Genomic DNA, 23,653 nt, shown 5'->3' with positions numbered 1-23,653 from the left:
GCCAACCACCGCGAAGCCAACCACCGCGAAGCCAACCACCGCGAAGCCAACCACCGCGAAGCCAACCACCGCGAAGCCAACCACCGCGAAGCCCGCCGTCGCCGAACCCGTCGCCGCGAAACCCGCAGCAGCCAAACCCGCAGCAGCCAAACCCGCAGCAGCCAAATCCGCAGCAGCCAAATCCGCAGCAGCCAAATCCGCAGCAGCCAAATCCGCAGCAGCCAAATCCGCAGCAGCCAAGTCGGCTCAGGCCAAGTCGGCTCAGGCCAAGTCGGCTCAGGCCAAGTCGGCTCAGGCCAAGTCGGCGGCCGTGAGTATGGTCGAGCCGAAGGCCACGGGGTCCGCATCCGCGCTTGCGGGGAAACCGGCTGCTGTGCCGCTCACCCCGAAGGCGACGTCGGTGCAGGCAGTCGAGACCAAGAAGGAGAAACCCGGCAAGGTGGTGCGCGATTCGTTTTCGATGCCCAAGAACGAGCACGCCGAGCTCAAGAATCTGCGGACCGCGCTGGCCCGTGCGGGTCGGCTCACCACCAAGTCGGAGGTGTTGCGCGTCGCGGTGCGTCTGTTGGGCGAACGGTCGGTGAAGGAGTTGCTTGCGATGCTCGATTCGCTGCCTGCGGTACCGAAAGGCAAGGGCAAGAAGTAGCCTGCGGTCCGGGCGCGCCCGTTGCCGCAATGGCCCCGGCGCGTCCACCGGTGCCATGAGTTGCACCCGAACGAGGCCGCGGAGCGCATTGCCGGCGCAGATCGTGGCCGCCTGCTCCGGGTCTTTCGGCGTCAATCCGTGCGCTGCGGGCGCCGATTCAGCCTGCAATCGGAGTCTGGGCGCCGCTGCGGTTATGGTCCGGATGGCGCCGGACGCCATCGGACCTGCCTTTGCCCGCCGCTTTGGTTAAACTCCTGCCTTCGCGCTCGCGCGCTTTCGTCTCCGCCGATCTGAGGACTGTTCCGTGAAGTACATCTCCACCCGCGGCCATGCCGGCCAGCCCGCCAATCCCGAATTCTGCGACATCCTGCTCGGCGGCCTGGCGCCCGATGGCGGGCTTTACCTGCCGGAGCACTACCCGCAGATCAGTCGTGCCGAACTCGACGCGTGGCGTTCGCTGTCGTACGCCGAACTGGCGTTCGAGATCCTGTCGCGCTTCATCACCGACATCCCCGCCGCCGACCTCAAGGCCATCTGCGACAAGACCTACACCGCCGCGGTGTATTGCCATGTGCGCCCCGGTGACGACGCGGCGGACATCACTCCGGTGCGCTGGATCGAGCCCGGCAGGCTGGGCCTGCTCGAACTCTCCAACGGGCCGACGCTGGCATTCAAGGACATGGCGATGCAGCTGCTCGGCAATCTGTTCGAATATGTGCTGGCGCGGCGTGGCGAAACCATCAACATCCTCGGCGCCACCTCCGGCGACACCGGCTCGGCGGCCGAGTACGCGATGCGCGGTAAGCACGGCGTGCGTGTGTTCATGCTGTCGCCGCACGGCAAGATGAGTGCCTTCCAGCGCGCACAGATGTACTCCCTGCAGGACGAGAACATCTACAACATTGCGGTGACCGGCATGTTCGATGATGCGCAGGACATCGTGAAGGCGGTTTCCAACGATCTCGCGTTCAAGGCGCAGCACAAGATCGGCGCGGTCAACTCGATCAACTGGGCGCGGGTCGCGGCGCAGATCGTGTATTACTTCAAGGGCTATTTTGCGGCCACGAAGTCCAATGACGAGCAGGTCGCCTTCTGCGTGCCGTCGGGCAATTTCGGCAACATCTGCGCCGGACACATTGCGCGCCAGATGGGGCTGCCGGTGGCAAAGCTGCTGCTGGCCACCAATGAAAACGACGTGCTCGACGAGTTCTTCCGCAGCGGCGTCTACCGCCCGCGCAAGACCGCCGAGACCCGGGTCACCTCCAGCCCGTCGATGGATATATCCAAGGCATCCAATTTCGAGCGCTTCGTGTTCGATCTGGTCGGACGCGACCCGGTCAAGGTCGCCGAGCTGTGGGCCGAGGTCGATGCCGGTCGTGCCTTCGATCTGTCGCAGACGTCGTATTTTGCACGCCTCGCCGATTTCGGTTTCGTATCGGGCAGCAGCAGCCATGCCGATCGCCTCGCCACCATCCGCGGCATGTTCGAGCGTCATGGTCTGATCATCGATACCCACACCGCCGACGGCGTGAAAGTGGCATGGGAGAAGGTCGGCGAAATCCCCGTGGGCGTTCCGCTGCTGGTGCTCGAAACCGCACTCCCGGTCAAGTTCGCCGAGACCATCCGCGAGGCGCTCGATCGCGATCCCGAGGTGCCGGCCGATCTGCAGGGTCTGGAGGCGCTGCCGCAGCGCGTCGAAATCATGGCGCCCGACGTGGGTCGGATCAAGCAATTCATCGCCGATCACGTCTGAGCTCACCAGGGACAGCCGCGGCTGCACACGCGGGTATGCGGATTATGCAACTTTCGTTGTAGTCGCATAATCCGCCGCGTTACACTTCCGCCTTGGCTGGCCGATCGCCGCTGCAATCAATGGCAGCGCGCCGAAGGCCCGATATTCCAACGGGGGAATGAGATGAGTGTCGGCAGTGGGGGCGTGGTACCGGAATCGGACCCGGATGGCGAGAAGGCACGGACGCTGGCGCATCAGGTGATCGACTTCCTGATCGGCAACGCCCTCCGTCCGATACCGGTAAACTATGCAGTCGCCTACGAGTATCGGCTCGCGAGCGTTCCGCCACTCAATACGCGCATCGACGCGCAGCTCGCTGCCGGCAAGCAACTCGATGACCTGCTGATGCGCGAGTTGTATGACGAACATCTCGCGCGCGAACAGTTCCGTAGTCTGCGCGGCCTGGGCGGCAGTCTGCAGGAGTTGGTCCAGGGCCTGATCGGAGATATTTCCGAAGCCGGACACAACGCCACCGGGTTCCGCTCCTCGGTCGAGCAGAATATTGCCCGTCTGGAAGGCGAGCAGGGTGAGGCGGCGGTGAGCGGGGTCGCTGCCGACCTGCTGGCCGCGGCGATCAAGGCCCATTCCAGCAACGAGGCGCTCAGGAAGAGTCTCGAGAGTGCGGATCAGGAAGCGCGCAAGTTGCGTGACGAACTCGACCGGCATCGGCGCGAAGCACTCATCGATCCGCTCACGGGCCTGCTCAATCGCCGTGGGCTGGAGCAGCGACTCGAAGAAATCGACGGCAATGGCGAGGACGGCTCGCTGGCCATGGTGATGCTCGATATCGACCACTTCAAGCGGGTCAACGATACCTACGGACATGCCGTCGGCGACGTGGTGATCCGCCACGTTGCCCAGGTGATGCGGGGGGCCGTGCGCGCTCAGGATGTGACCGTCCGGTTCGGGGGCGAGGAATTCGTCATCGTGATGCCGCGCATGTCGCTCGTGGACGCGGAGAAGGTCGCGGAGTCGATCCGGGTGCGGGTCGAGCGCCTGCGTCTGACCCGTCGCCAGGATCAGCTCAAGCTGGACCCGTTCACCATTTCGCTCGGCGTTGCGATCCGTCGTGCCGGCGAAGCCTTCGAGGGACTGTTCGCGCGTGCGGACCAGGCCCTGTATGCGGCAAAGAACGGCGGGCGTAACCGGGTACTGACCGAAGCCGCGCTGATTTGACCGGAACGCGGCCCGACTTTGGCTCCTCGCGGGTCGAGCGGGCCACCGGGCTATTGACGCGGACCGGAGCGCCTTCTACAATCCGGCCTCTTTCGCAAGGGGCGGTTAGCTCAGCGGTAGAGCACTGCCTTCACACGGCAGGGGTCACTGGTTCGATCCCAGTACCGCCCACCATCGGTGGGAACATCTCGCGAAAGCCGGCAGAGGGTTCAAACCTCGCTGACCGGGCGGTTAGCTCAGCGGTAGAGCACTGCCTTCACACGGCAGGGGTCACTGGTTCGATCCCAGTACCGCCCACCAGACACCAACCCCGACGTCGCTTCGACGGCGGGGTTTTTTATTTTCAGGTCCGGGCAGGGGTCCTGCCCGCAGCCTGTATCGGCCTTGCAGCCCAGGGATATCTGATGACGAACCTTGTCCGCACCCGCTTTGCTCCCAGTCCCACCGGTTACCTTCATATTGGCGGTGCACGTACCGCGCTGTTCTCGTGGGCCTACGCCCGACGCCACAAGGGCACCTTCATCCTGCGGATCGAGGACACCGATGTGGCCCGCTCCACGCCGGAGGCGGTGCAGGCGATTCTGGACGGCATGAAGTGGCTCGGCCTGGATGCCGACGAAGGTCCGTTCTATCAGATGCAGCGCATGGACCGGTACAAGGAAGTGATCGGGCAGATGCTCGCGGCGGGAACTGCCTACCGCTGCTACACCAGCCCGGAAGAGCTCGACCGGATGCGCGAGGAACAACGCGCCCGCGGCGAGAAGCCGCGCTACGACGGGCGCTGGCGTCCGGCCCCCGGCAAGGTCCTGCCGCCACCTCCCGCCGGTGTGGTGCCGGTGGTGCGCTTCTGCAATCCTGCCGAGGGTGTGGTGGCGTGGGATGACCTGGTCAAGGGTCGCATCGAGATCGCCAATGCGGAGATGGACGATCTGATCATTGCGCGTCCCGATGGGACGCCGACCTACAACTTCTGTGTGGTGGTCGACGACTGGGACATGGGCATCACCCAGGTCATCCGCGGCGACGACCATGTGAACAACACCCCGCGCCAGATCAACATCCTGCGGGCGCTCGGGGCCACGGTGCCACAGTATGCCCACCTGTCGATGATCCTCGGTGACGACGGTACCAAGCTGTCCAAGCGCCACGGCGCGGTGAGCGTGATGCAGTACGACGACGACGGCTATCTGCCCGAAGCGGTGATCAATTATCTCGCTCGGCTCGGCTGGAGCCACGGCGACGACGAGGTGTTCTCGCGTGAGCAGTTCGTCGAGTGGTTCGATCTCGACCATATCACCCCGTCGGCCGCCCAGTTCAACACCGAGAAGCTCAACTGGCTGAATGCCCATTACCTCAAGCAGGCGGACAACACCCGGCTGGCTGCCGAAGTGGCGAACCGTCTTGCCCGCCGCGGCGTGGACCCCGAATCCGGCCCGCCACTCGAGGCCGTGGTGGCGCTGTACAAGGATCGCGCCGGCAATCTCAACGAGCTCGCCGATTCGGCCGAACTCTTCTGTGTCGACGTGCATCCGGCCGCCGAGGTGATTGCACAGCACCTCACCGAAGCGGCGCGTGCTGCGCTCACCAGCCTGCGGGGGCGCCTCGAAGGCGCGGCGTGGGACAAGGCGACGCTCGGCCAGGCGATCAAGGACACCATGGCGGAGCACGGTCTCAAGATGCCGCAGGTGGCCATTCCCCTGCGGGTGGCGGTGCTTGGCGTACCGCAGACGCCTTCCATCGACGCCGTGCTCGAGGTGCTGGGACGAGAGCGGGTGCTTGCCCGGCTTGCCCGCCACCTCTGAGCAGTCAGGAAAAAGTGGTCCCCGGGTCGTCCGTTCGTGTTCGATCCGAAGGCATGCGATGAATCCGCACCTGATTGCGTCCGCCATCCTTGGCGGCGTAGAGCGCCTGGTCGGCGCGCTGAAGCGGCGCGTCGGCCGTGTCGTCGGTCGGCATCAGCGCGGCGATGCCGATACTCACCGTAATCGCGATCGAAACGCTGTCTGAACGCGCCGGCGACGCCTCGAGCTCCGACCGAAGACGCTCGGCCAGTTCGCGGGCGCCCTCGACACCGTCGCCGGGCAACAGGATCGCAAACTCCTCGCCACCCAGGCGCCCGACCGAATCGGTCTTGCGCAAGGTCTGACGGATGATTTCGACATAGTGCTTCAGCACCAAGTCCCCGGCTGCGTGGCCGTGTTCGTCATTGACTTGCTTGAAGTGGTCGAGGTCGGTCATCAATAGCGATGCCGAGCCGCCGTGGCGTTTCACCCGTGCCAGTTCGGCGCTGAGCAGCTCGAGGAAGCGACGGCGATTGCTCACCCCCGTCAGCGAGTCGGTGGTCGCGAGGCGGACCAACTCTTCCTGCCTGGCCTTGAGCTCCGAAATGTCGCTGAATACCACCACTGCACCTTCGCGGCGGCCTTGCTCGTCGATCGGAGTCACCGTCATCGCGACCGGAAATCCGCGGCCGTCGCTGCGAATGAACCAGTCCTCGCATTTTCTGGGATTGCCGTCCTTGAGCGTCATGAACACCGGACAATGGTCGTCGGGGTAGGGGCTGCCGTCGGCATGGTGATGGTGGAACAGCCGATGCTGGTTGTGGCCGATGACCTGTTCCGCGCGGTATCCGAGCATCCGCAGTGCGGAAGGATTGATAAAGCTCGCCCGCCCGTCGCGGTCGACCCCGAAGATGCCTTCCCCCGCGGTCTCCAGCAGGAGTTCGTTACGATGCGACAGGCGGGCGATCGCCGCCGTCTGCTTGTCCAGTTGCCGCTGCCATTCCCAGCGCGACAGGCGCAACAGGGCCAGAATGATCAGCTGGGTGACGGCATAGGTTGCCAACGTACTTCTGACCATGGCCGAGCGGGCCGCGTGATATGCGGCGAGCTGGTGGGTCGCGTTGCGCCAAACCAGGACCGTGCCCACCGGCGGCCTCGACGCTTCCAATTGTCCGAGGTAATCGCGCAGCGGAAATTGGACGGTCTGGAATCGCGCGCCCTTCCAGTCCAGCACCCTGGATTCGAGTGCGGACGGATGCACATCGAGCAAGGATGCATCGAGCCATTCGGCCGCTTCCGGACGCGATGCCGAAAGAAGAAAGCAGCAGGGTCGCTGACCCGGACGAGCAGCGTCCGGGCGATACTGCTCCCACATGGCATGGGTGACGGAGTCCGGTTTGAGCAGGACTGCGATGCCGATATCGAGCTTGTCGCTCAGGCGCGCGAGCAGCTTCTCCATGCCGAGGCCGATTTCGAGCAGGGCGACATGTCGCGGCGCGCCTTCGGTCTCGGCACCAATCACCGGCACGCCACCGCGGATGCCGGCATAGGCGCGACCGATCTCGAATCCGCTGCGCGGCACCATGTCGGACTGCACCCCGCGCAGCAGGGGCCGTGCTTCGACCAGGCTATCGCCATAGTCGTCAGGCGCGTGCAGGCGCAGGAAGGAGATCAGGTCGGGGAGGAGCAGAAACTGCATCTGGCGCACGTCGTACAGATCGTGCAATCCTCCCCATTGTTCGCTTACCTTGGCGTTGAGCGCATCGCGAAGCTGCCGGATACGGGGTCCCCCGCTGCCTTCGTCCTGAAACGTCCGCGACGCCTCGGCCAACAGGCGCCTCGTCCCTGGTTCCGAGGCCATGCTGTAGGCCAGGGTCAGGGCTTCGTGTTCCAGCTCGGCCTGCGCGGCCAGATAGACGCTTTGCAATCTGGTGGCCTCCCGTTCGAGCTGAATGGTGAGGCGTTCGTCGGTCTGCTGGAGCGAAAATCCTGCTACTGCCGCAAAAATTGCAGCAAGGAGCGCGCTGGCAGCCAGAACCACGAGGTTGTAGGGCAAAATTGGTTCTTCAGTCGTTCTTTGGGCCGATTCTAGGCGTTCCGGCGGGCTGCGTCTGCTCCCCGGGCCGCAGGCAGTCCTACAGGGCGCGCATCAGTCGTCGGTGGTGGCCGATGCACGTACTGGTCGCAACAGATAGCGCGCCGGATCGACCGCATCGCACAGGTCACGTTCCACAGGCAAGGGCTCGTCGGAAAGCCGGGCTGCGAGCAATTCTCCGGCCAGCGCAGCCCATACCAGCCCGCGGGCGCCAAAACCGGACAGCGCAAACAGCCCCGGCTGACGGGGAACGTCGGCAAGCGGCGTCGCCGACGCGATCGTCGCGACCGCCGGAATGGCGCCGATCATGGGCAGGCGGTCGGGCGAGGCCGGGCGGAAGCCGACCCGGCCCTGCAGCTGCGCCGGATCGAGACCCGCGGTATAGCCGGGCAGCATCGCTTCGAGCTTGTCGAGGTTCTCGCGGTGATCGCGCTCGCGAAGCCCGGTGTCGTCGTCACCGACATCGAACGTCGCTCCGGCGCAGCGCACACCGTCGACCTCCGGGCTCACATAGCCCATACGGCACATGACCACGCGCGGCGCACTGCCGGCTGCCGCCGGAAGCAGACTGACCTGGCCGCGGGCGCTCACCATTGGCAGGGGCGCCGCGTCGGGGAAGGCCCCCAGGCCGGTTCCTGCGGCAAGAATGAGTACTGGCGCGGCAGCAATCAGCTTGCCGTCCTGGTCGTGCGCATGCCAGTGGTCGCCGGAGCGTTCGATCCGGCCCACCGATCGTTTCCAGTGCGGGCGAACGCGCTTCGGGTGAGCCGCGAGGTTTGCCGCGCACAGCGTGGGGGGCTGAACCCAGCCGCTGCTGGCGAACCACCAGCCGCCCAAGGGCACCGGCCAGCCACCGATCCGCCCGGCCTCGTCAGCATCGACGAAGCGAAGCAAGCTCGCCGGCAGTTCGAGTTTTGCCGCCACGGCGCGCATCTTCGTTTCCTGAGCGGCGTCGCGGGCGAGGTGGAGGACGCCACAGGCGTCCGCGCGTACCCGCAGTCCGCGCGCCTGCAGATAACGGATGTGTTGCCAGCCATACAGGGTGCCGGCGCGGGTCAGGCGACTCATGCGATTGTCGTCGACACTGGGGAGCGGTCGCAGCACGCCGGCATGGTTCCCCGATGCCCCCTGGCCGGGTCGGTCGGCCGCATCGATGATGTCGATCGTCCAGCCCCGTGCAGCGAGTCGCTCCGCGGCCGAACTTCCCGCCACCCCCGCGCCGATCACGACCGCGTGGCGGGCCGGGTGCGGCCCGGCGCGTTCGGCTGCCGGACTGTCGGCAGCCGAACGACCGCCGTAACGGCCGCGCAGCATCTGCCGCTTGCCGCCGAAGCCGGGGGCTTTCTCAACGTCGAAGCCGGCGCGGCGCAGACCTTCGCGGACGTCTCCGGCAACCGACCAGGTCGCCAGCGTGGCACCCGGGACGGCAAGTCGGGCGAGCAGATGAAAGATCCGGGCCGACCACAGTTCGGGGTTTTTTGCCGGGGCGAAGCCGTCGAGCATGAAGGCGTCGACCCGTGCATCGAGTCGTCCCATACTTTCGCCGGCGTCGCCGAAATGCAGCGTCAGGCAGACCCGTCCTTCGTTCAGATGCAGTCGGTGCACGCCCGGCGCAAGGCAGGGCCAGTGCGCATGAAGCTCGGCGGCCAGTGCGGCGAATTGCGGCCAGCGCGCATGAATCAGGATCAGGTCTGCGAGCTCGAAGGGGTGGAGTTCGCAGGACACGAAATGCAAGGACTCCGACCGTTCGGGATCTGCCCGCCATGCCGCCCAGGTCGCGAGAAAATTGAGTCCCAGTCCGAAGCCGGTCTCGAGAATGACGAAACGGCGCTGATTGCGCCAGCGCTCCGGCAGGCCGTTTCCCGCCAGGAATACATGCTGTGCCTGGCCGAGCCCCCCGTCGGCGGAGTGATAGACGTCGTCAAAAGTCGCGGACAGGGGAGTGCCGTCTTCGGCAATAAGATAGCGGGCGGGCGTGATCGGCATGGTGAGGGCAGAATGAGCGGGGCCCGCGAGGGCGAACCGGACTTCGTACGGGACGGCGGCAAGAGCCCGCTATGGTATCTCGTCTGCGCTTCCCGAGGCTTCCGGGCTTTGCCTGCGGCTACGCCTTATGGAATACTCGGACCATGATCTCAAGCACCCCGCATGCAGCCATGTATTCGTCGCCTTGCGCCGCAAGAGGAGGCATTCGATGAGTGCGGGCGACACCCTCGAGTCGTGGCTCGGTGGGCGCAAGGTCGGGTCGCGCTGCGTGGTGCTGGCCGGGCTGTGCCTTGCCGCTGTGGGCGCACTGGGATTGAGCATGATGGGTAGGGGCGATGGCCCCGATGGATGGATGGCCGTCGCGCTCGGTCTGCTGGTGGCTGCCCTGTCGCTCGCGATTCTGACCCTGCTCACGATGCGTCGCTCGCTCCGTGCCCAGGAACTGCTGATGGCGGGGGCACACGACGGCATTTTCGAGTGGAACCCGCGCACCAAAGGACTGAAGGTGGGCCAGCGCCTGCTGGCCATACTCGGCTACTCGGAGAATTTCCTCCGCGATACGCACGCCTGGCTCGAGATCGTCCATCCGGACGATCGGGCCCACTACAATCTCGCGGTTGCCACCCATCTGAAGGGCCTCACCGATCATTTTTACTGCGAGTACAGGGTCCGGGCGGTCACCGGAGAATATCGCTGGCTGGCGGCGCGCGGCATTGCGGTAAGAAACCGGAAGGGCATCGCCACCCAGATGGCCGGATCCGTGTCCGACATCACCGACCGCATCGAGCGCGAGCAGCAGATCCGCGATCTCGCACTGAACGATCAATTGACCGGGCTACCCAATCGCCGAAGTCTGATGGAGGCCCTGCCGGCCGCGATTGCGGAGGCAGAGCGCAGCGGTCATCAGATTGCCGTGATCTTCATCGATCTCGATCGTTTCAAGAACGTCAACGACGCCCGCGGCCATCTGTTCGGCGACGCGCTGCTGGTTGCGATCACCCGGCGCCTTCCCGATGCCCTGCGCGCCTACGATTTGCTGCTGCGCCACGGCGGAGACGAACTCGTGGTGGTGTTGACCGGACTGGGCTGTCGCGCCGAAGCGGCATTGGTCGCGCGGCGGATGCTCGAGTTGATATCGGCGCCGGTCACCATCGATGGCGCCGACATCCGGATCACCGCCAGCGTCGGGGTGGCGCTGTTTCCCGGCGACGGCAAGGATGCGGACAGCTTGCTCGGCTGTGCCGACATGGCGATGTATGCCGCGAAAGCACACGGCGGCAACGAGGTCTGCTTCTTCGAGAACGACATGCGTGAGCGGGTCAGCGCCCGTGCCACGATGGAAAGCCGGCTTCGCGGGGCGATCGAGAACGGCGACCTGGTCCTGCATTTCCAGCCCCAATGCCGTTTCAGCGACGGCGTACTGGTCGGAGCGGAGGCACTGGTACGCTGGCAGGATGGCGACCGGATGATCCGTCCCGACCAGTTCATTGCCCTGGCCGAGGAAACCGGGCTGATCGTACCCTTGGGGCACTGGGTGATCGAATCCGCCATCGGACAGCTCGCGCACTGGTCGTCGATCTACCCCGATGCGTTGCGGGTGTCGATCAACCTGTCGACGCGTCAGTTCCCCCGGCATTCCGTCGAAATGGACGTTCTTGCCGCCATTGCCCGTCACGGGGTTCGCGCGGGCTGCGTCGAACTGGAAGTTACCGAATCGGTCCTCCTGAGTCCGGAGGGGTCGGCCGTGCGTGCATTGAACGCCCTGCGCGAAGCAGGCTGTCGCATCGCGCTGGACGATTTCGGAACGGGATACTCGTCGCTGTCCTACCTGCAACTGCTGGAGTTCGACAGTCTGAAGATCGACAAGACGTTCGTTGCCAATCTGACCGAGCTGCCGACCACGCGCGGTGTGCGCGGCGGGACTGCCATTGTCGGCGCGATGATCGCGCTGGCGCATCGCCTGGGCTACGAGGTCGTTGCCGAGGGGGTGGAGACGATCGAGCAGTTCAACTGGCTGCGGGCGGCAGGATGTGAGCTCTGCCAAGGCTACCACTACAGTCGTCCGCTGCCGGCAACCGAGTTCGAACGGCAATTCCTGAGCGCGGCGGCACGACGGCAGGCGCTGCTCAGCGCCTGACAGGGAAAAAAAAGCCCGCACGGCATACGCCGTGCGGGCCCGATGACCTCGAGGGTGGCGAAAACTACTCGGGCCGCATCTGCGGAAACAGAATCACATCGCGGATCGCCGGGCTGTCGGTGAGCAGCATCACCAGGCGGTCGATGCCGATGCCGCAGCCGCCGGTCGGCGGCAGGCCGAATTCGAGCGCGCGAATGTAGTCCGCGTCGTAGAACATCGCTTCCTCGTCACCGGCTTCCTTCGCCACCGCCTGTGCGCGGAAGCGCGCGGCCTGATCTTCCGGATCGTTGAGCTCGGAGAATCCGTTGGCGATCTCGCGACCGACGATGAACAGTTCGAAGCGCTCGGTGATCTCCGGGTTGTCGTCGGAGGCGCGGGCCAGCGGGCTGACTTCGACCGGGTAATCGATGATGAAGGTCGGCTCCCACAGTTCGGCTTCGGCGCAGGCCTCGAACAACTGCAGTTGCAGGCTGCCCAGGCCGCCCGGCTTCACCGACTCGCCGAAATCCTTGATCTTCTGCTTGAGCCAGTCGGCGTCGGCGAGCTGCGCTTCACTGAAACCGGGGTGGAACTTGCGGATCGCCTCGACGATGGTCAGGCGGGCGAAAGGCCGCGACAGATCGAGTTCGCGCCCCTGGTAGGTGAACGACTCGGCACCGAGCGCTTCGCGTGCCGCATGGCGGATCAGCCCCTCGGTGAAGTCCATCAGCGTGCGGTAGTTCGCATACGCCTCATAGAACTCCATCATCGTGAACTCGGGGTTGTGACGCGGCGAAAGGCCCTCGTTGCGGAAATTGCGGTTGACCTCGAACACCTTCTCGAAGCCGCCGACCACCAGGCGCTTGAGGTAGAGCTCCGGCGCGATGCGCAGGAACAGCTCCATGTCGAGCGCATTGTGGTGGGTGACGAAGGGCTTGGCCGAGGCACCGCCCGGGATCGGGTGCATCATCGGGGTCTCGACCTCGAGGAAGCCGTGGCCGGTCATGTAGTTGCGGATCGACTGCACCAGCCGGCTGCGCGCGACGAAGGTGAAGCGCGACTCCTCGCTCATGATCAGGTCGACGTAGCGCTGGCGGTACTTGGTCTCCTGGTCGGTGAGGCCGTGGAACTTGTCCGGCAGCGGGCGCAGGCTCTTGGTCAGCAGCCGGATCTCGCCGGCTTTGACCGTGAGCTCGCCGGTCTTGGTCTTGAACAGGGTACCGACACAGCCGACGATGTCGCCGATGTCCCAGTGCTTGAAATCGGCATACACGTCCTCGCCGACGGCGTCACGCTGCACATAGAGCTGGATGCGGCCGGAAAGGTCCTGGATGGTGATGAAGCTGGCCTTGCCCATGACCCGCTTGAGCATGACCCTTCCGGCGACCTTCACTTCGACCGGGACGGCTTCGAGTGCTTCCGCTTCCTTTTCGCCATAGAGCTCGTCGAGCTTGCCCGCGGTATTCTCACGCGAAAAATCGTTTGGAAAGGCGCGGCCACTCGCACGCCACTGCGCGAGTTTCTCGCGTCGTTCGGCGATGAGGCGGTTTTCGTCCTGGGCGTTAAGCGTAGCGTTCTGATCGGACATGATTCATCGGCAATGTGAACAAGATCGCAATTGTCGCAGGCGCACCCATCGGGAGCAAATCGGCTTTGCAGGACGCATGGCCAACGCCCGGTCAGAACCCCAGACGCTCACCGGCACCGAGCAGGGTTGCGATCCCGAGGATCGCGAAGATCGCGGCGGCGATGACATGCACGAGGCGCACCGGCATGCGATGTGCGATACGGTCGCCGAGCACGACCGCCGGCACGTTGGCGATCATCATGCCGAGGGTTGTTCCGGCGACGACGGTCAGGTATGCCTGGTACTGGGCCGCCAGGGCGACGGTGGCAATCTGGGTCTTGTCCCCCATTTCGGCGAGAAAGAACGCAACGAGCGTCGTGCCGAACACGCCGAAGCGCGCAAAGCGGGCATCTTCCTCATCGAACTGGTCGGGAATCAGGGTCCACACCGCCATCGCGATGAACGAGATGGCCAGCACCCAGCGCAGGGTGTTCGGACTCACCAGGGCGGTGATCCATGCCCCCAGTGCGCCGGCAAATCCGTGATTGGCGAGGGTGGCGACCAGAATGCCGAGGATGATCGGGGTCGTTCTGCGAAATTTGGCGGCCAGGATGAAGGCCAGCAGTTGGGTCTTGTCGCCGATTTCGGCGAGGGCGACGATGCCCGTCGAGACGAGGAATGCTTCCACCTGATGCTCCCGGGCCGGACAGAATACCGATGACTGCGCGGCTCCCCGGCCCAAGCGGAGGCAACGCAGTCAAAGGTCTTGCCAGGGACGGGAAACGCGAACTGCCTGCACCATGCCCATATGGACAAGTCTGTTGACGCAGGCCCCTCTCGCAGTGGAGGGCGGCTACTCCCCAATGACGGCGCGGAGTTTATCGCACTTCATGTGGTCATGCGAGCGCGAAATTCAGGGCATGGCCCATGCGCAGCGATCCTGACGGCGCGGCGGTGTCAGCGCACCCGCAGCAATACCGCGGAATCGCGCTGCCCCGTGGTGGGATCGAGAATGTCCACGTCGATCCGCATGCCATCGCCCGACACCTGCAGGCTGGCCTGCAGCGGCCTGGTTGACGGGCGTACGAACGCCGGCCTGACCAACATGCCGCAGTGGTCGCATGTGCGACAAGTCGCCCCGCGCTTGTCGCACAGCGTCCGCTGTGCTCGCAACGATGTGCGCAAGGTGGGCGTGAACCGCACGGCACGGCTCTTGCACGATGGTTGGGGGCCAGTCGCGCCCCGCCTCCAAGGAAGTTCAACATGCAGTTTCACATGACCCCCGGTTCGTGCACCACCGGTATCCATATCCTTCTCGAGGAGCTTGAGCTCGTGTTCGAGGTTTATCTGGTCAACCTGATGGCGGGGGACCACGATAAGCCGGCCTATCGTGCGCTCAACCCGAAAGGCACTATTCCGACCCTGGTTCGCGACGACGGCAGTGTGCTCACCGAATTCCAGGCCATCGCCTGGTGGCTTGCCCGCCAGTGGCCGAAGAAGGGCCTGCTGCCCGTCGATGCCGAAGGCGAGGCGCGGGTGCTCGAGATCATGGACTACGCAGTGGGCACGCTGCACGGCCAGGGCTTCGCCCGCATCTTCACCACCGGGAAGTTCTCCCCCGATCCCACTACCCACGAGGCGATCAAGGCCCGTGGCCGCGAGATCATCGACCAGGGCTTCGCGATCATGGACACTGTTCTGGCTGGCAGGGAATACGCCGTCGGCCGTTTTTCGATCGCCGACGCGGCCCTGTTCTATGTCGAGTTCTGGGCCGATCGCAGCGGCATTCCGCTCCCGCCAGCCTGCGAGGCCCACTACCGTCGCATGCTGACGCGGCGGGCAGTACGCCAGGTGCTGGCCGAGGAGGGCTATCGAGTGTAGACGGACGTCTGCGCGTTCCTGCGCAGACGTCCGGAGCGTGTTGCGCCGGCTCGTACACCGTTGTCAGCACGCATTGCGGGCATCGTCAGCGCGCTTGCCGCCAATCGACGACCGCCGGACGGCCGGGCAGGTCGAGCTCGGCGCGTGCCGGTGCGGTCCGCGCGACCACCTTGCCCGCGCGCATCACCAGCAGGCGGGTCGCGCGCAGGCGGATGGCTTCCACCGGGTCGGCGGCCTGCAGCAGCACCAGATCGGCGCGGCAGCCGGGCGCGATGCCGTAGCCGTCGAGGCCGAGGATGGCGGCCGGGGTGTCGGTCACCGCGGCGAAGCACTGGCGCATGGCGGCCTGGCCGGTCATCTGGGCCACGTGCAGGCCCATGTGCGCCACCTCGAGCATGTCGGCGCTGCCGAGCGGGTACCACGGGTCGAGCACGCAGTCGTGGCCGAATGCCACCGGCACTCCGGCAGCGAGCAGCTCGGGCACGCGGGTCATGCCACGGCGCTTGGGATAGGTGTCGTGACGGCCCTGCAGGGTGATGTTGATCAGCGGGTTGGCGATCGCGGCCACGCCGGCTTCGCGGATCAGAGGCAGCAGCTTGGACACGTAGTAGTTGTCCATCGAATGCATCGAGGTCAGATGCGACCCGGCCACCCGGTCTTCGAGACCGAGCCGGCGGGTGTGGAACGCGAGCGTCTCGATGTGGCGCGACAGCGGGTCGTCGCTCTCGTCGCAATGCATGTCCACCCGCAGGCCGCGCTCGGCGGCGAGTTCGCACAGGATGCGCACCGATTCCGCACCCTCGGCCATGGTGCGCTCGAAATGCGGAATGCCGCCGACCACGTCGACCCCCATGTCGAGCGCGCGGGTGAGGTTTTCCAGTGCGCCGGGGGCGCGCAGCACGCCGTCCTGCGGAAAGGCCACCAGCTGCAGGTCGAGGTAGGGCGCAACCTGCCGCCTGACCTCGATCAGCGCCTCCACGGCGAGCAGGCGCGGGTCGCACACATCGACGTGGGAGCGGATCGCGAGCAGTCCTTTCGCCACCGCCCAGTCGCAGTAGGCCCGCGCGCGTTCGATCAGTGCATCCTGGGTGAGAAGCGGCTTGAGCTCGCCCCACAGCGCAATGCCCTCGAGCAGCGTGCCCGACTGATTGACCCGCGGCAGGCCGTAGCTCAGCGTGGAATCCATATGGAAATGGGCATCGACGAAGGGCGCGCTGACCAGCCGGGCTTCGGCGTCGATCACTTCGGCTGCGCCGGCGTCGAGCCCTGGCTGCACCGCGAGGATACGGCCGTCGGTGATGCCGATATCGATATCGGTGCGTCCGTCGGCAAGGGCAGCATTGCGGATGATCAGATCGAACATGGCGTCTCAACCCTTGGTGATGAAGTAATCCTGGTTCCCGGACGGGCCCCGCAGGATACTCATCCGGTTTCGTTCCGGCGCATGCGAACGCCGGCCATGATCATGGACACGGCAATCGGCGGAATCGCGAGCAGCGCGAACAGGATCAAGCCGAGCGGCGCCAGCCCGAGATCGGATGCCGTCACCAGCAAAACCAGCGCCTGCGCCTGCATCATCGCCAAGCCCCAACGCCACGCACGCCTGGGCACGGCATGGCCGAGAACGCCTGCAAGCACACCGCCAAGCGGATACGCAACCGTCCAGTACAGCGCTGTGTCCCATGCTTCGCGCACACCGCCAAGTGCACTGGTTCCCAGCCACAGGGCGGTTCCGCCGCCGATCGCGATTGCGTAAGCCTGGGTGTCGGACAGTCTGACCATCGTGGTGCTCCGCGAGCTGGTCTGTCAGCGCCGGTCGCCCGGGGGCTGCCAGCGCAGATCCAGGGTGAACGGGAAGTCGGGGTTGAGCGGCTCGGCCTTCACCGGCATCGGTCCCGGGGTGTGGCCATGGGGCCAGAAGCGGGCGAAGCGCCGTGCCTCCGCCTCGTTGGCATTGACCGGAAAGGTGTTGTAGCTGCGCCCGCCCGGGTGGGAGACGTGATAGGTGCAGCCGCCGATGGCGCGGCCCATCCAAGAGTCCACGATGTCGAAGGTGAGCGGGGCGTGCACGCCGATGGTGGGATGCAGCGCCGACGGCGGGTTCCATGCCCGGAAACGCACGCCGGCAACGTATTCCCCCGGCACCCCGGTGGGATGGAGCGGCAGCGGGCGGCCATTGCAGGCCACGATGTGGCGCCCGTCGGTCAGGCCGCGCACCTTGATCTGCATGCGCTCGACCGAGGAATCCACGTAGCGCGAGGTGGCGCCTGCGCTCATCTCTTCGCCGAGCACGTTCCACGGCTCGATGGCTTGGCGCAGCTCCATTTGTACGCCTTCGTAGACGACGGTTCCGTAGCGCGGGAAGCGGAATTCGATGAAGGGTTCGAACCAGCTCTCGGCGAAGGCGTATCCCGCCTGCTGCAGGTCGCGCGCGACATCGCGAATGTCCTGCTCCACGAAGTGGGGCAGCATCCAGCGGTCATGCAGTTGGGTGCCCCAGTTTACCAGTTGCCCGTGATAGGGCTGGCGCCAGAAGCGAGCGACCAGCGAGCGCAACAACAGGATCTGGCACAGGTTCATGCGCGGGTGGGGCGGCATCTCGAAGGCGCGGAACTCGACCAGCCCGAGGCGGCCGGTCGGACCATCGGGCGAGTACAGCTTGTCGATGGAGAATTCGGCGCGATGGGTGTTGCCGGTCAGGTCGATCAGCAGGTTGCGCAGCAGACGGTCGACCAGCCACGGGCGCTTGCTTTCTTCGGTATCGGGCAGCACCGTCGCCATCTGCTGGAAGGCGATGGCGAGTTCGTACAGGTTGTCGTCGCGCGCCTCGTCCGCGCGCGGCGCCTGACTGGTGGGGCCGATGAAGGTGCCGGAGAACAGGTAGGACAGCGACGGGTGATTCTGCCAGTAGGTGATCAGGCTCCTGAGCACGTCGGGCCGGCGCAGCCACAGGCTGTCCGCCGGCGTGGCGCCGCCCAGGGTGACGTGGTTGCCACCGCCGGTGCCGGTGTGGCGCCCGTCGAGCATGAACTTCTCGGTGCCGAGCCGGGTGAGGCGCGCCTCTTCATAAAAGATGTGGGTGTTGTCCACCAGTTCGCGCCAGCTCGAGGCGGGGTGCACGTTCACTTCGATCACGCCCGGGTCGGGGGTGACGGCGAGCACCTGCACGCGCGGGTCGCGCGGCGGGGGGTAGCCTTCCATCCACAACGGTGTCTTCAGCTCCGCTGCGGTCTGCTCGACCGCGGCCACCAGGGCCAGATAGTCTTCGATACGCGAGATCGGCGGCAGGAAGACGTGCAGCCGTCCCGCCCGGGCTTCGATGCACAGCGCGGTGTGGATCACTTCCCGCGCCTCGGGCCGGGCGGCCGGGGGCGGTGACTTGGATGCCGCCTTGTCGGCCTTGCTGCTCCGCTCGCCCAACGCATGGCGTTCTTCGAACGGGTCGACGGGATAGTCGCGTTCAGCGTCTTCGGGCGCGACCCAAGGCAGGGAGGACAGCGGCAGGCGCAGGCCGGCCGGTGAGTCACCCGGTATCAGGTACAGATGTTCGCGTTTCAGCGGCCAGCGGCTCGAGCGCCAGGTCGTTGCATCGACACCGCGCTTGTCGCCGTCCTTCTTCGTGTGCTCCACCGGTTTGATCGGCAGCACGAAGCCGGTGGGCTCTCCGAGGCCGCGGTGCAGCAGGCGGGCAAGGCGCTTGCGTTCGTCCGGATCCTTCAGGTCTGCCTTGAGCGGGTCGATGTTGACCGGCAGGCGCTGTTCGTCCTGCAGCAGGGCCCACACGTCTTCGTAAGCGGCGATCAGATAGCCCGGATGCAGGCCGAGGTGGCCGACCAGGGTCTTGCCAAAGCGCTCGGCATCGGCCGGACCGAAGCCGTAGTCGGTCGACTCGTCGGCGATCAGGGCTTCATCGCGCCAGATCGGTTTGCCGTCGCGGCGCCAGTAGATGCCAAGCGCCCAACGCGGCAGGGGCTCGCCGGGATACCACTTGCCCTGGCCGTGATGCAGCATGGCGCCCTCGGTGAAGCGCTGCTTGAGACGCGTGGTGAGCTGACCCGCGAGCTCGCGTTTCTTCGGCGACAGCGCGGTGATGTTCCATTCGGGGCCGTCCATGTCGTCGATGGAAACGAAGGTGGGCTCTCCGCCCTGGGTCAGGCGGACGTCGCCGGCCTCGAGTTCCTGGTCGACCTGCGCGCCCAGCGCTTCCATCGCCTGCCATTGCGCCTCGGTGTATGGCTTGGTGACGCGCGGATCTTCGTGCACGCGGGTCACCGTCATCTCGAAACCGAATTCGCTGACGGCCTGCCCGGTGAATGAGCCGATGACCGGTGCTGCGCTCTGCGGCATGGCGGTGCAGGCGAGCGGGATGTGGCCCTCGCCGGCAAGCAAGCCCGAGGTGGGATCGAGCCCGATCCAGCCGGCGCCGGGCACATAGACCTCGGTCCACGCATGCAGGTCGGTGAAGTCCTTGTCAGTACCGCTCGGACCGTCGAGGGATTTGATGTCGGCGGTGAGCTGTATCAGGTAGCCCGACACGAAGCGGGCCGCCAGCCCCATGTGACGCAGAATCTGCACCAGCAGCCAGCCGGTGTCGCGGCACGAACCGCAGGCCTTGTGCAGGGTTTCCTCGGGTGTCTGCACGCCCGGTTCCATGCGCACGAGGTAGGCGATATCCTTTTGCAGGCGACGGTTCAGGTTGACCAGGAAATCCTGGGTGAGCAGGCCCTCGGTCAGCTCCTCGCGCTTCATCTTCGCGATCCAGCTGGTCAGCAGCGGGCCGGCGGGCAGGGGCATCAGGTAGGGCGCCAGCTCGTACTTGAGCTGATCGGCATAGTCGAAAGGAAACGCGTTGGCGTATTCCTCGACGAAGAAGTCGAAGGGGTTGATCACCGTCATGTCGGCAACCAGATCCACCGTGAAGCTCAGCTCGTGCGTCGGTTCGGGAAACACGAATCGCCCGATGTAGTTGCCGTAGGGGTCCTGCTGCCAGTTGATGAAGTGCTTGGCCGGCTCCGTGGTGAGCGAATACGACAGGATCGGCGTGCGCGCATGGGGCGCCGGGCGCAGCCGCACTTCGTGCGGAGTCAGGATGACGGGGCGATCGTAGCGATAGCTGGTCTTGTGATGTAGGGCGACGCGTATTGCCATGGGTTAGCAGCCTGTGCGCGGGCAGCGCGAGCAAGGTTCAGGGGAGTGCGGCGGGTAAAAGACTTCCGGGTCACGCAAGGCGAAGCTCATAAGACCCCCTGCTTTCTTGTCAAGTCCGATGACCTGGAGTCGTGGTCGAGCTTAACGCAGTTCGATGTTTGTCGCCTACTGCGGGATCACCGTTTCGGCGCGACGAATTGTCCTACCTGGAGATCGCGACGCGATGGCGGCGTTCCCCAACCGTACTGGGAACGTGGCTCAACGCGCCGGAACCCGCGTTACCCCGTCCGTCCTGATCGCCATCAATTCACATCCCGCACCACTGCGCCTTTCGCACGGTCCGTCAGTCTCGAAGCATGCGTTTCGGGCAGTGTCCTGCCGCGCGTCTCTCGCCTTGCGGATGCGGTCTCTCCCGTGGCGGCCGGCTCCCCACCGGCTGAAGCGATGGCGCGTCAGCCCAAGGTCCAATAGGCGTGGATGAATCCTCTTGATAAGGTGCCCAAATATGAAGACGATCCTTTCCGCAGTGCTACTTGCCTTCGTCATGCTGTCCGACGCGTTCGCAGCTGACGTTCTGCAGGCTTTTCCTCCGGCCGAGGCGGGCATGGTCCGGCACGTCATCATCCTGCCAACGCAGGATGATGAATCCTTACTGAAGGTCGAGTTGATCGTCGGCAAGACGGTGATCACCGATGCGACGAACCGTTATTTTTTCGGGGGAGCCCTCGAGACGGAGACCATTTCGGGATGGGGATTCGAGCGCTACGTTCTGAACAAACTCGGACCCATGGCCGGAACGCTGATGGCCGTGGATCCGGACGCGCCGAAAGTCGAACGCTTCGTCACGCTCGGCGGGGACGAGCGCCTGGTGCGCTACAACAGCCGCCTGCCGCTCGTCGTGTACGTTCCGGTCGATGTCGAAGTCCGCTACCGGGTGTGGCGAGCCGAGTCGTCTCCGCGCTTTGTACGCAAGCTCACCTTGCCCGGCGGACAGTCGGCTGTGATATCCGAGGGCGAATTCGAAGCCCGCTCAATCGGGAGCTATGGCGTTCGCATCTATGCCGCACAAAGTGGGACCCCCGACGATGACACCACCTTCTTCTCGTCCGGCGTCATTCGGAACCGTGACGGCACGATCGAGAACGCCTTTCTCGCCGACCTCGGTATTGGCGACGAGGACAGCCTGGTGGTGGCAATTCGTTCCGCTGGCTCCGGTGGATACCTTTCTGCGGACGCGTTCACCGTCACCAAGGACTCGGTCATCCTCCGCGCATCCGTATCGCAGTTGCCGGCGGATGCCGATCTTGTTCCGGCCTTGAAGGCCGCGCTTGAAAGCCCGAAGGGAAGATGAAGTTCGCGGTCTCGCGCGTGCCTGGACGCGCGAGACCGCTCTGCGTTCCTGGTGAGCTGACAGGTCCGGCAGGTTGGCCCAAGGTCCAATGGGCGGCCGGGGGTCCGGTTGCTAAGGTAAGACCACGTAGCAGCGAGCATCACCTGCGAGCGTCCATCTGACACAGATCGACTGTCCGCCGTGCAGGCGGTCCAACTGGAGAGCAAACCCATGAAGCTCGGGAATACCCTTTTCGCAATTGGTTTGACCGCGTTGGCAGGCGTGGCTTATGGCGCTGGAGAGGCGCCGGGGCACGGCACCCATTGGGGCTACGCGGGTGAAACCGGCCCCGAGCGCTGGAGTACGGTAAAGCCCGAATTCAGTGCCTGCGCGGGGGTGAATCAGTCCCCGATCAATGTGACCGACACAATCGAAGCGGAATTGGCTGCTGTCGGGTTTCAATACAAGGCCGGTGGGCACGAGGTCATCAACAACGGGCACGCCATCCAGGTCAATGTCGAGCCTGGTAGCAGCATTTCGGTCGACGGTATTCAGTTCGACCTGAAGCAGTTCCATTTTCATTCGCCCAGCGAGAACCAGATCAACGGCAAATCCTTCCCCCTCGAAGCGCACCTCGTTCATGCCGACAAGGATGGACATCTCGCGGTGGTATCGGTGGTATTCGACGAAGGCAAGGCCAACCCGGTTGTCGGAACGGCCTGGAGTCAAATGCCGAAGACCGAAGGCGGAAGGAATGCGCTGCCCACCAAGGTTTCTGCCACTGGACTACTCCCCGCGAGTCACGACTATTACCGTTACAACGGCTCGCTGACCACGCCTCCGTGTACCGAGGGAGTGCGCTGGATCGTCATGAAGAAGCCCATGACGGTGTCCAAGGAGCAGCTCCTTGCGTTCACGAGCACGCTCGGCTTTGCCAACAACCGTCCGGTCCAGGCAGTCAATGCCCGACCAGTCTTGAAGTAGGTGCGTTTCCCCATGGACAAGCGTTTAAAGAAGTCCGTGGAACACCATTCATGCGCGTGAAGTTCAGCTGCAGGAATAAGGGGCTTGCATGACGGGTTTCGTGACTCGAGTGGCCTGGACGGGCGGCCTGATACTGCTGGGCTTCGTGATGGCGGTGGGTGGTGGCTGGGGAGCACTTGCGCTCGCATACTCCGGACCGTCCACCGAGACCGTGCGCACCGCCCTTGCTGCGGCATTTGCCGTCGCAACGCTGGTAGCCGTGCTCGCGCTGCTGTTTCGGCGCTGGCGCGGACGCGCCCTGGTCGCTTATCTGCTGATGTTTGTCGTGCTGCTAGTGTGGTGGAGCGGGCTCGAACCCTCCAACGAGCGCGATTGGCAAACGGATGTGGCGGTGTTGCCCAGGGCAACGATCGAGGGTGACCTGATCACCGTCCATAACATTCGCAATTTCGACTACCGCAGCGAGACGGATTACACGCCGGCCTACTACGACAGACGCTTCGACCTGCGCAAACTGGAAGGCGTCGATCTGGTGGCGGTGTACTGGATGGGGCCGGCCATCGCGCATGTGTTCCTGAGTTTCGCCTTCGACGATGGCGAGCATCTCGCGATTTCCATCGAAACGCGCAAGGAAAAGGGCGAGGCCTATTCCACCCTCAAAGGCTTCTTCCGCCAATATGAACTGTATTACGTCGTGGGTGACGAGCGTGACCTCATCCGTCTGCGTACCAATTATCGGCACGATCCACCGGAAGATGTCTATGTGTACCGGATGCAGGGAGCGCTCGAAAACGGCAGGCGATTGTTCCGTGAGTACATGCACCAGATCAACGGCTTGAATACCACGCCCGAGTTCTACAACACGCTGACGACCAACTGCACCACCAACATCTGGCTGAACTCCCGTGTCAATGCGGAGCACCTGCCATTCAGCTGGAAGATTCTCGCCAGTGGCTACGTGCCTGAATACCTGCATGAACATGGGCGCCTGGCCAATGGCGACGAGCCATTCGCCGAAATTCAGCAACGCGCCCATGTCAATTCCCGTGCGCATGCCGCGAACATGGCAGCCGATTTCTCGCGTCGTATCCGCTCGGCGGCTACGCCATGAAGAAGGGCCGCTGCGGTTCGATACCAATGAGGAACCCGCC

General features: G+C 64.8%; 17 protein-coding genes, 2 tRNA genes and 1 riboswitch. Of the genes, 11 read left to right on the top strand and 8 right to left on the bottom strand.

What is annotated here, in order from left to right:
* From AC3A35_RS08935 to gltX, 6 genes are all read left to right on the top strand, one after another.
* Positions 1-646, top strand: a 646-nt coding sequence (locus AC3A35_RS08935) for a ribbon-helix-helix domain-containing protein (protein ID WP_487435689.1), incomplete at its 5' end; no start/stop codon positions are given.
* Between the two features lie 304 nt (positions 647-950).
* Positions 951-2,399, top strand: a complete 1,449-nt coding sequence (thrC, locus tag AC3A35_RS08930; protein ID WP_487435688.1) for a threonine synthase — start codon at positions 951-953, stop codon at positions 2,397-2,399.
* 162 nt (positions 2,400-2,561) lie between these two features.
* Positions 2,562-3,614, top strand: coding sequence for a GGDEF domain-containing protein (locus tag AC3A35_RS08925; protein WP_487435687.1), 1,053 nt, complete (start codon positions 2,562-2,564; stop codon positions 3,612-3,614).
* Positions 3,615-3,713: 99 nt separating this feature from the next.
* A tRNA-Val gene (locus AC3A35_RS08920) sits at positions 3,714-3,788 on the top strand.
* A gap of 51 nt (positions 3,789-3,839) precedes the next feature.
* A tRNA-Val gene (locus tag AC3A35_RS08915) sits at positions 3,840-3,914 on the top strand.
* A 104-nt stretch (positions 3,915-4,018) separates the two neighbouring features.
* Complete coding sequence (gene gltX / locus AC3A35_RS08910) at positions 4,019-5,416, top strand: glutamate--tRNA ligase (protein WP_487435686.1); 1,398 nt, start codon at positions 4,019-4,021, stop codon at positions 5,414-5,416.
* Positions 5,417-5,420: 4 nt separating this feature from the next.
* On the opposite strand, the gene AC3A35_RS08905 is transcribed toward gltX, so the two are convergent.
* Together AC3A35_RS08905 and mnmC are read right to left on the bottom strand one after the other, a co-directional pair.
* Positions 5,421-7,451 (bottom strand): sensor domain-containing diguanylate cyclase, encoded by a 2,031-nt coding sequence (locus AC3A35_RS08905; protein WP_487435685.1) that lies wholly within the window; start codon positions 7,449-7,451, stop codon positions 5,421-5,423.
* Between the two features lie 93 nt (positions 7,452-7,544).
* Complete coding sequence (mnmC, locus tag AC3A35_RS08900; protein WP_487435684.1) at positions 7,545-9,476, bottom strand: bifunctional tRNA (5-methylaminomethyl-2-thiouridine)(34)-methyltransferase MnmC2/FAD-dependent 5-carboxymethylaminomethyl-2-thiouridine(34) oxidoreductase MnmC1; 1,932 nt, start codon at positions 9,474-9,476, stop codon at positions 7,545-7,547.
* A gap of 208 nt (positions 9,477-9,684) precedes the next feature.
* Between mnmC and AC3A35_RS08895 the strand changes: the two genes are divergently transcribed.
* Complete coding sequence (locus AC3A35_RS08895; RefSeq protein ID WP_487435683.1) at positions 9,685-11,613, top strand: putative bifunctional diguanylate cyclase/phosphodiesterase; 1,929 nt, start codon at positions 9,685-9,687, stop codon at positions 11,611-11,613.
* A gap of 64 nt (positions 11,614-11,677) precedes the next feature.
* Here the strand turns inward: AC3A35_RS08895 and lysS are convergent, their stop codons facing one another.
* The 3 genes from lysS to AC3A35_RS08880 all read right to left on the bottom strand — a co-directional run bounded on the left by lysS (position 11,678) and on the right by AC3A35_RS08880 (position 14,266).
* Positions 11,678-13,180 carry a lysine--tRNA ligase gene (gene lysS, locus AC3A35_RS08890; RefSeq protein ID WP_487435682.1) on the bottom strand — a complete coding sequence of 501 codons (1,503 nt, stop codon included), beginning with the start codon at positions 13,178-13,180 and terminating at the stop codon, positions 11,678-11,680.
* Positions 13,181-13,271: 91 nt separating this feature from the next.
* Positions 13,272-13,847, bottom strand: a complete 576-nt coding sequence (locus AC3A35_RS08885) for a TMEM165/GDT1 family protein (RefSeq protein ID WP_487435681.1) — start codon at positions 13,845-13,847, stop codon at positions 13,272-13,274.
* Between the two features lie 9 nt (positions 13,848-13,856).
* Positions 13,857-14,033, bottom strand: a riboswitch (yybP-ykoY riboswitch).
* An 83-nt stretch (positions 14,034-14,116) separates the two neighbouring features.
* Positions 14,117-14,266, bottom strand: coding sequence for a hypothetical protein (locus tag AC3A35_RS08880; protein ID WP_487435680.1), 150 nt, complete (start codon positions 14,264-14,266; stop codon positions 14,117-14,119).
* Between the two features lie 156 nt (positions 14,267-14,422).
* On the opposite strand from AC3A35_RS08880, the gene AC3A35_RS08875 reads away from it, so the two are divergent.
* Entirely contained in the window at positions 14,423-15,040 is a 618-nt protein-coding gene (locus tag AC3A35_RS08875) for a glutathione S-transferase family protein (protein ID WP_487435679.1), read from the top strand.
* Positions 15,041-15,125: 85 nt separating this feature from the next.
* Here AC3A35_RS08875 and AC3A35_RS08870 read toward each other — a convergent pair whose 3' ends face one another.
* From AC3A35_RS08870 to AC3A35_RS08860, 3 genes are read right to left on the bottom strand one after another with little or no spacing between them, the layout of a single operon-like run.
* Positions 15,126-16,403 (bottom strand): amidohydrolase family protein, encoded by a 1,278-nt coding sequence (locus AC3A35_RS08870; protein WP_487435678.1) that lies wholly within the window; start codon positions 16,401-16,403, stop codon positions 15,126-15,128.
* Between the two features lie 59 nt (positions 16,404-16,462).
* Entirely contained in the window at positions 16,463-16,822 is a 360-nt protein-coding gene (locus tag AC3A35_RS08865; RefSeq protein WP_487435677.1) for a hypothetical protein, read from the bottom strand.
* A 24-nt stretch (positions 16,823-16,846) separates the two neighbouring features.
* Positions 16,847-20,188 carry a transglutaminase family protein gene (locus tag AC3A35_RS08860; RefSeq protein ID WP_487435676.1) on the bottom strand — a complete coding sequence of 1,114 codons (3,342 nt, stop codon included), beginning with the start codon at positions 20,186-20,188 and terminating at the stop codon, positions 16,847-16,849.
* Between the two features lie 505 nt (positions 20,189-20,693).
* On the opposite strand from AC3A35_RS08860, the gene AC3A35_RS08855 reads away from it, so the two are divergent.
* The 3 genes from AC3A35_RS08855 (at position 20,694) to AC3A35_RS08845 (ending at position 23,613) form a co-directional block, all read left to right on the top strand.
* Positions 20,694-21,539 carry an ecotin family protein gene (locus tag AC3A35_RS08855; protein ID WP_487435675.1) on the top strand — a complete coding sequence of 282 codons (846 nt, stop codon included), beginning with the start codon at positions 20,694-20,696 and terminating at the stop codon, positions 21,537-21,539.
* A 210-nt stretch (positions 21,540-21,749) separates the two neighbouring features.
* Positions 21,750-22,502, top strand: coding sequence for a carbonic anhydrase (locus AC3A35_RS08850; RefSeq protein ID WP_487435674.1), 753 nt, complete (start codon positions 21,750-21,752; stop codon positions 22,500-22,502).
* 88 nt (positions 22,503-22,590) lie between these two features.
* Positions 22,591-23,613 carry an Lnb N-terminal periplasmic domain-containing protein gene (locus tag AC3A35_RS08845; protein ID WP_487435673.1) on the top strand — a complete coding sequence of 341 codons (1,023 nt, stop codon included), beginning with the start codon at positions 22,591-22,593 and terminating at the stop codon, positions 23,611-23,613.
* Positions 23,614-23,653: the final 40 nt, after the last annotated feature.

This window comes from Azoarcus sp. Soil_N_20, assembly GCF_057656155.1.
Note: the sequence above shows the minus strand (reverse complement) of the source record. Positions and strands in the feature narration are given on the sequence as shown.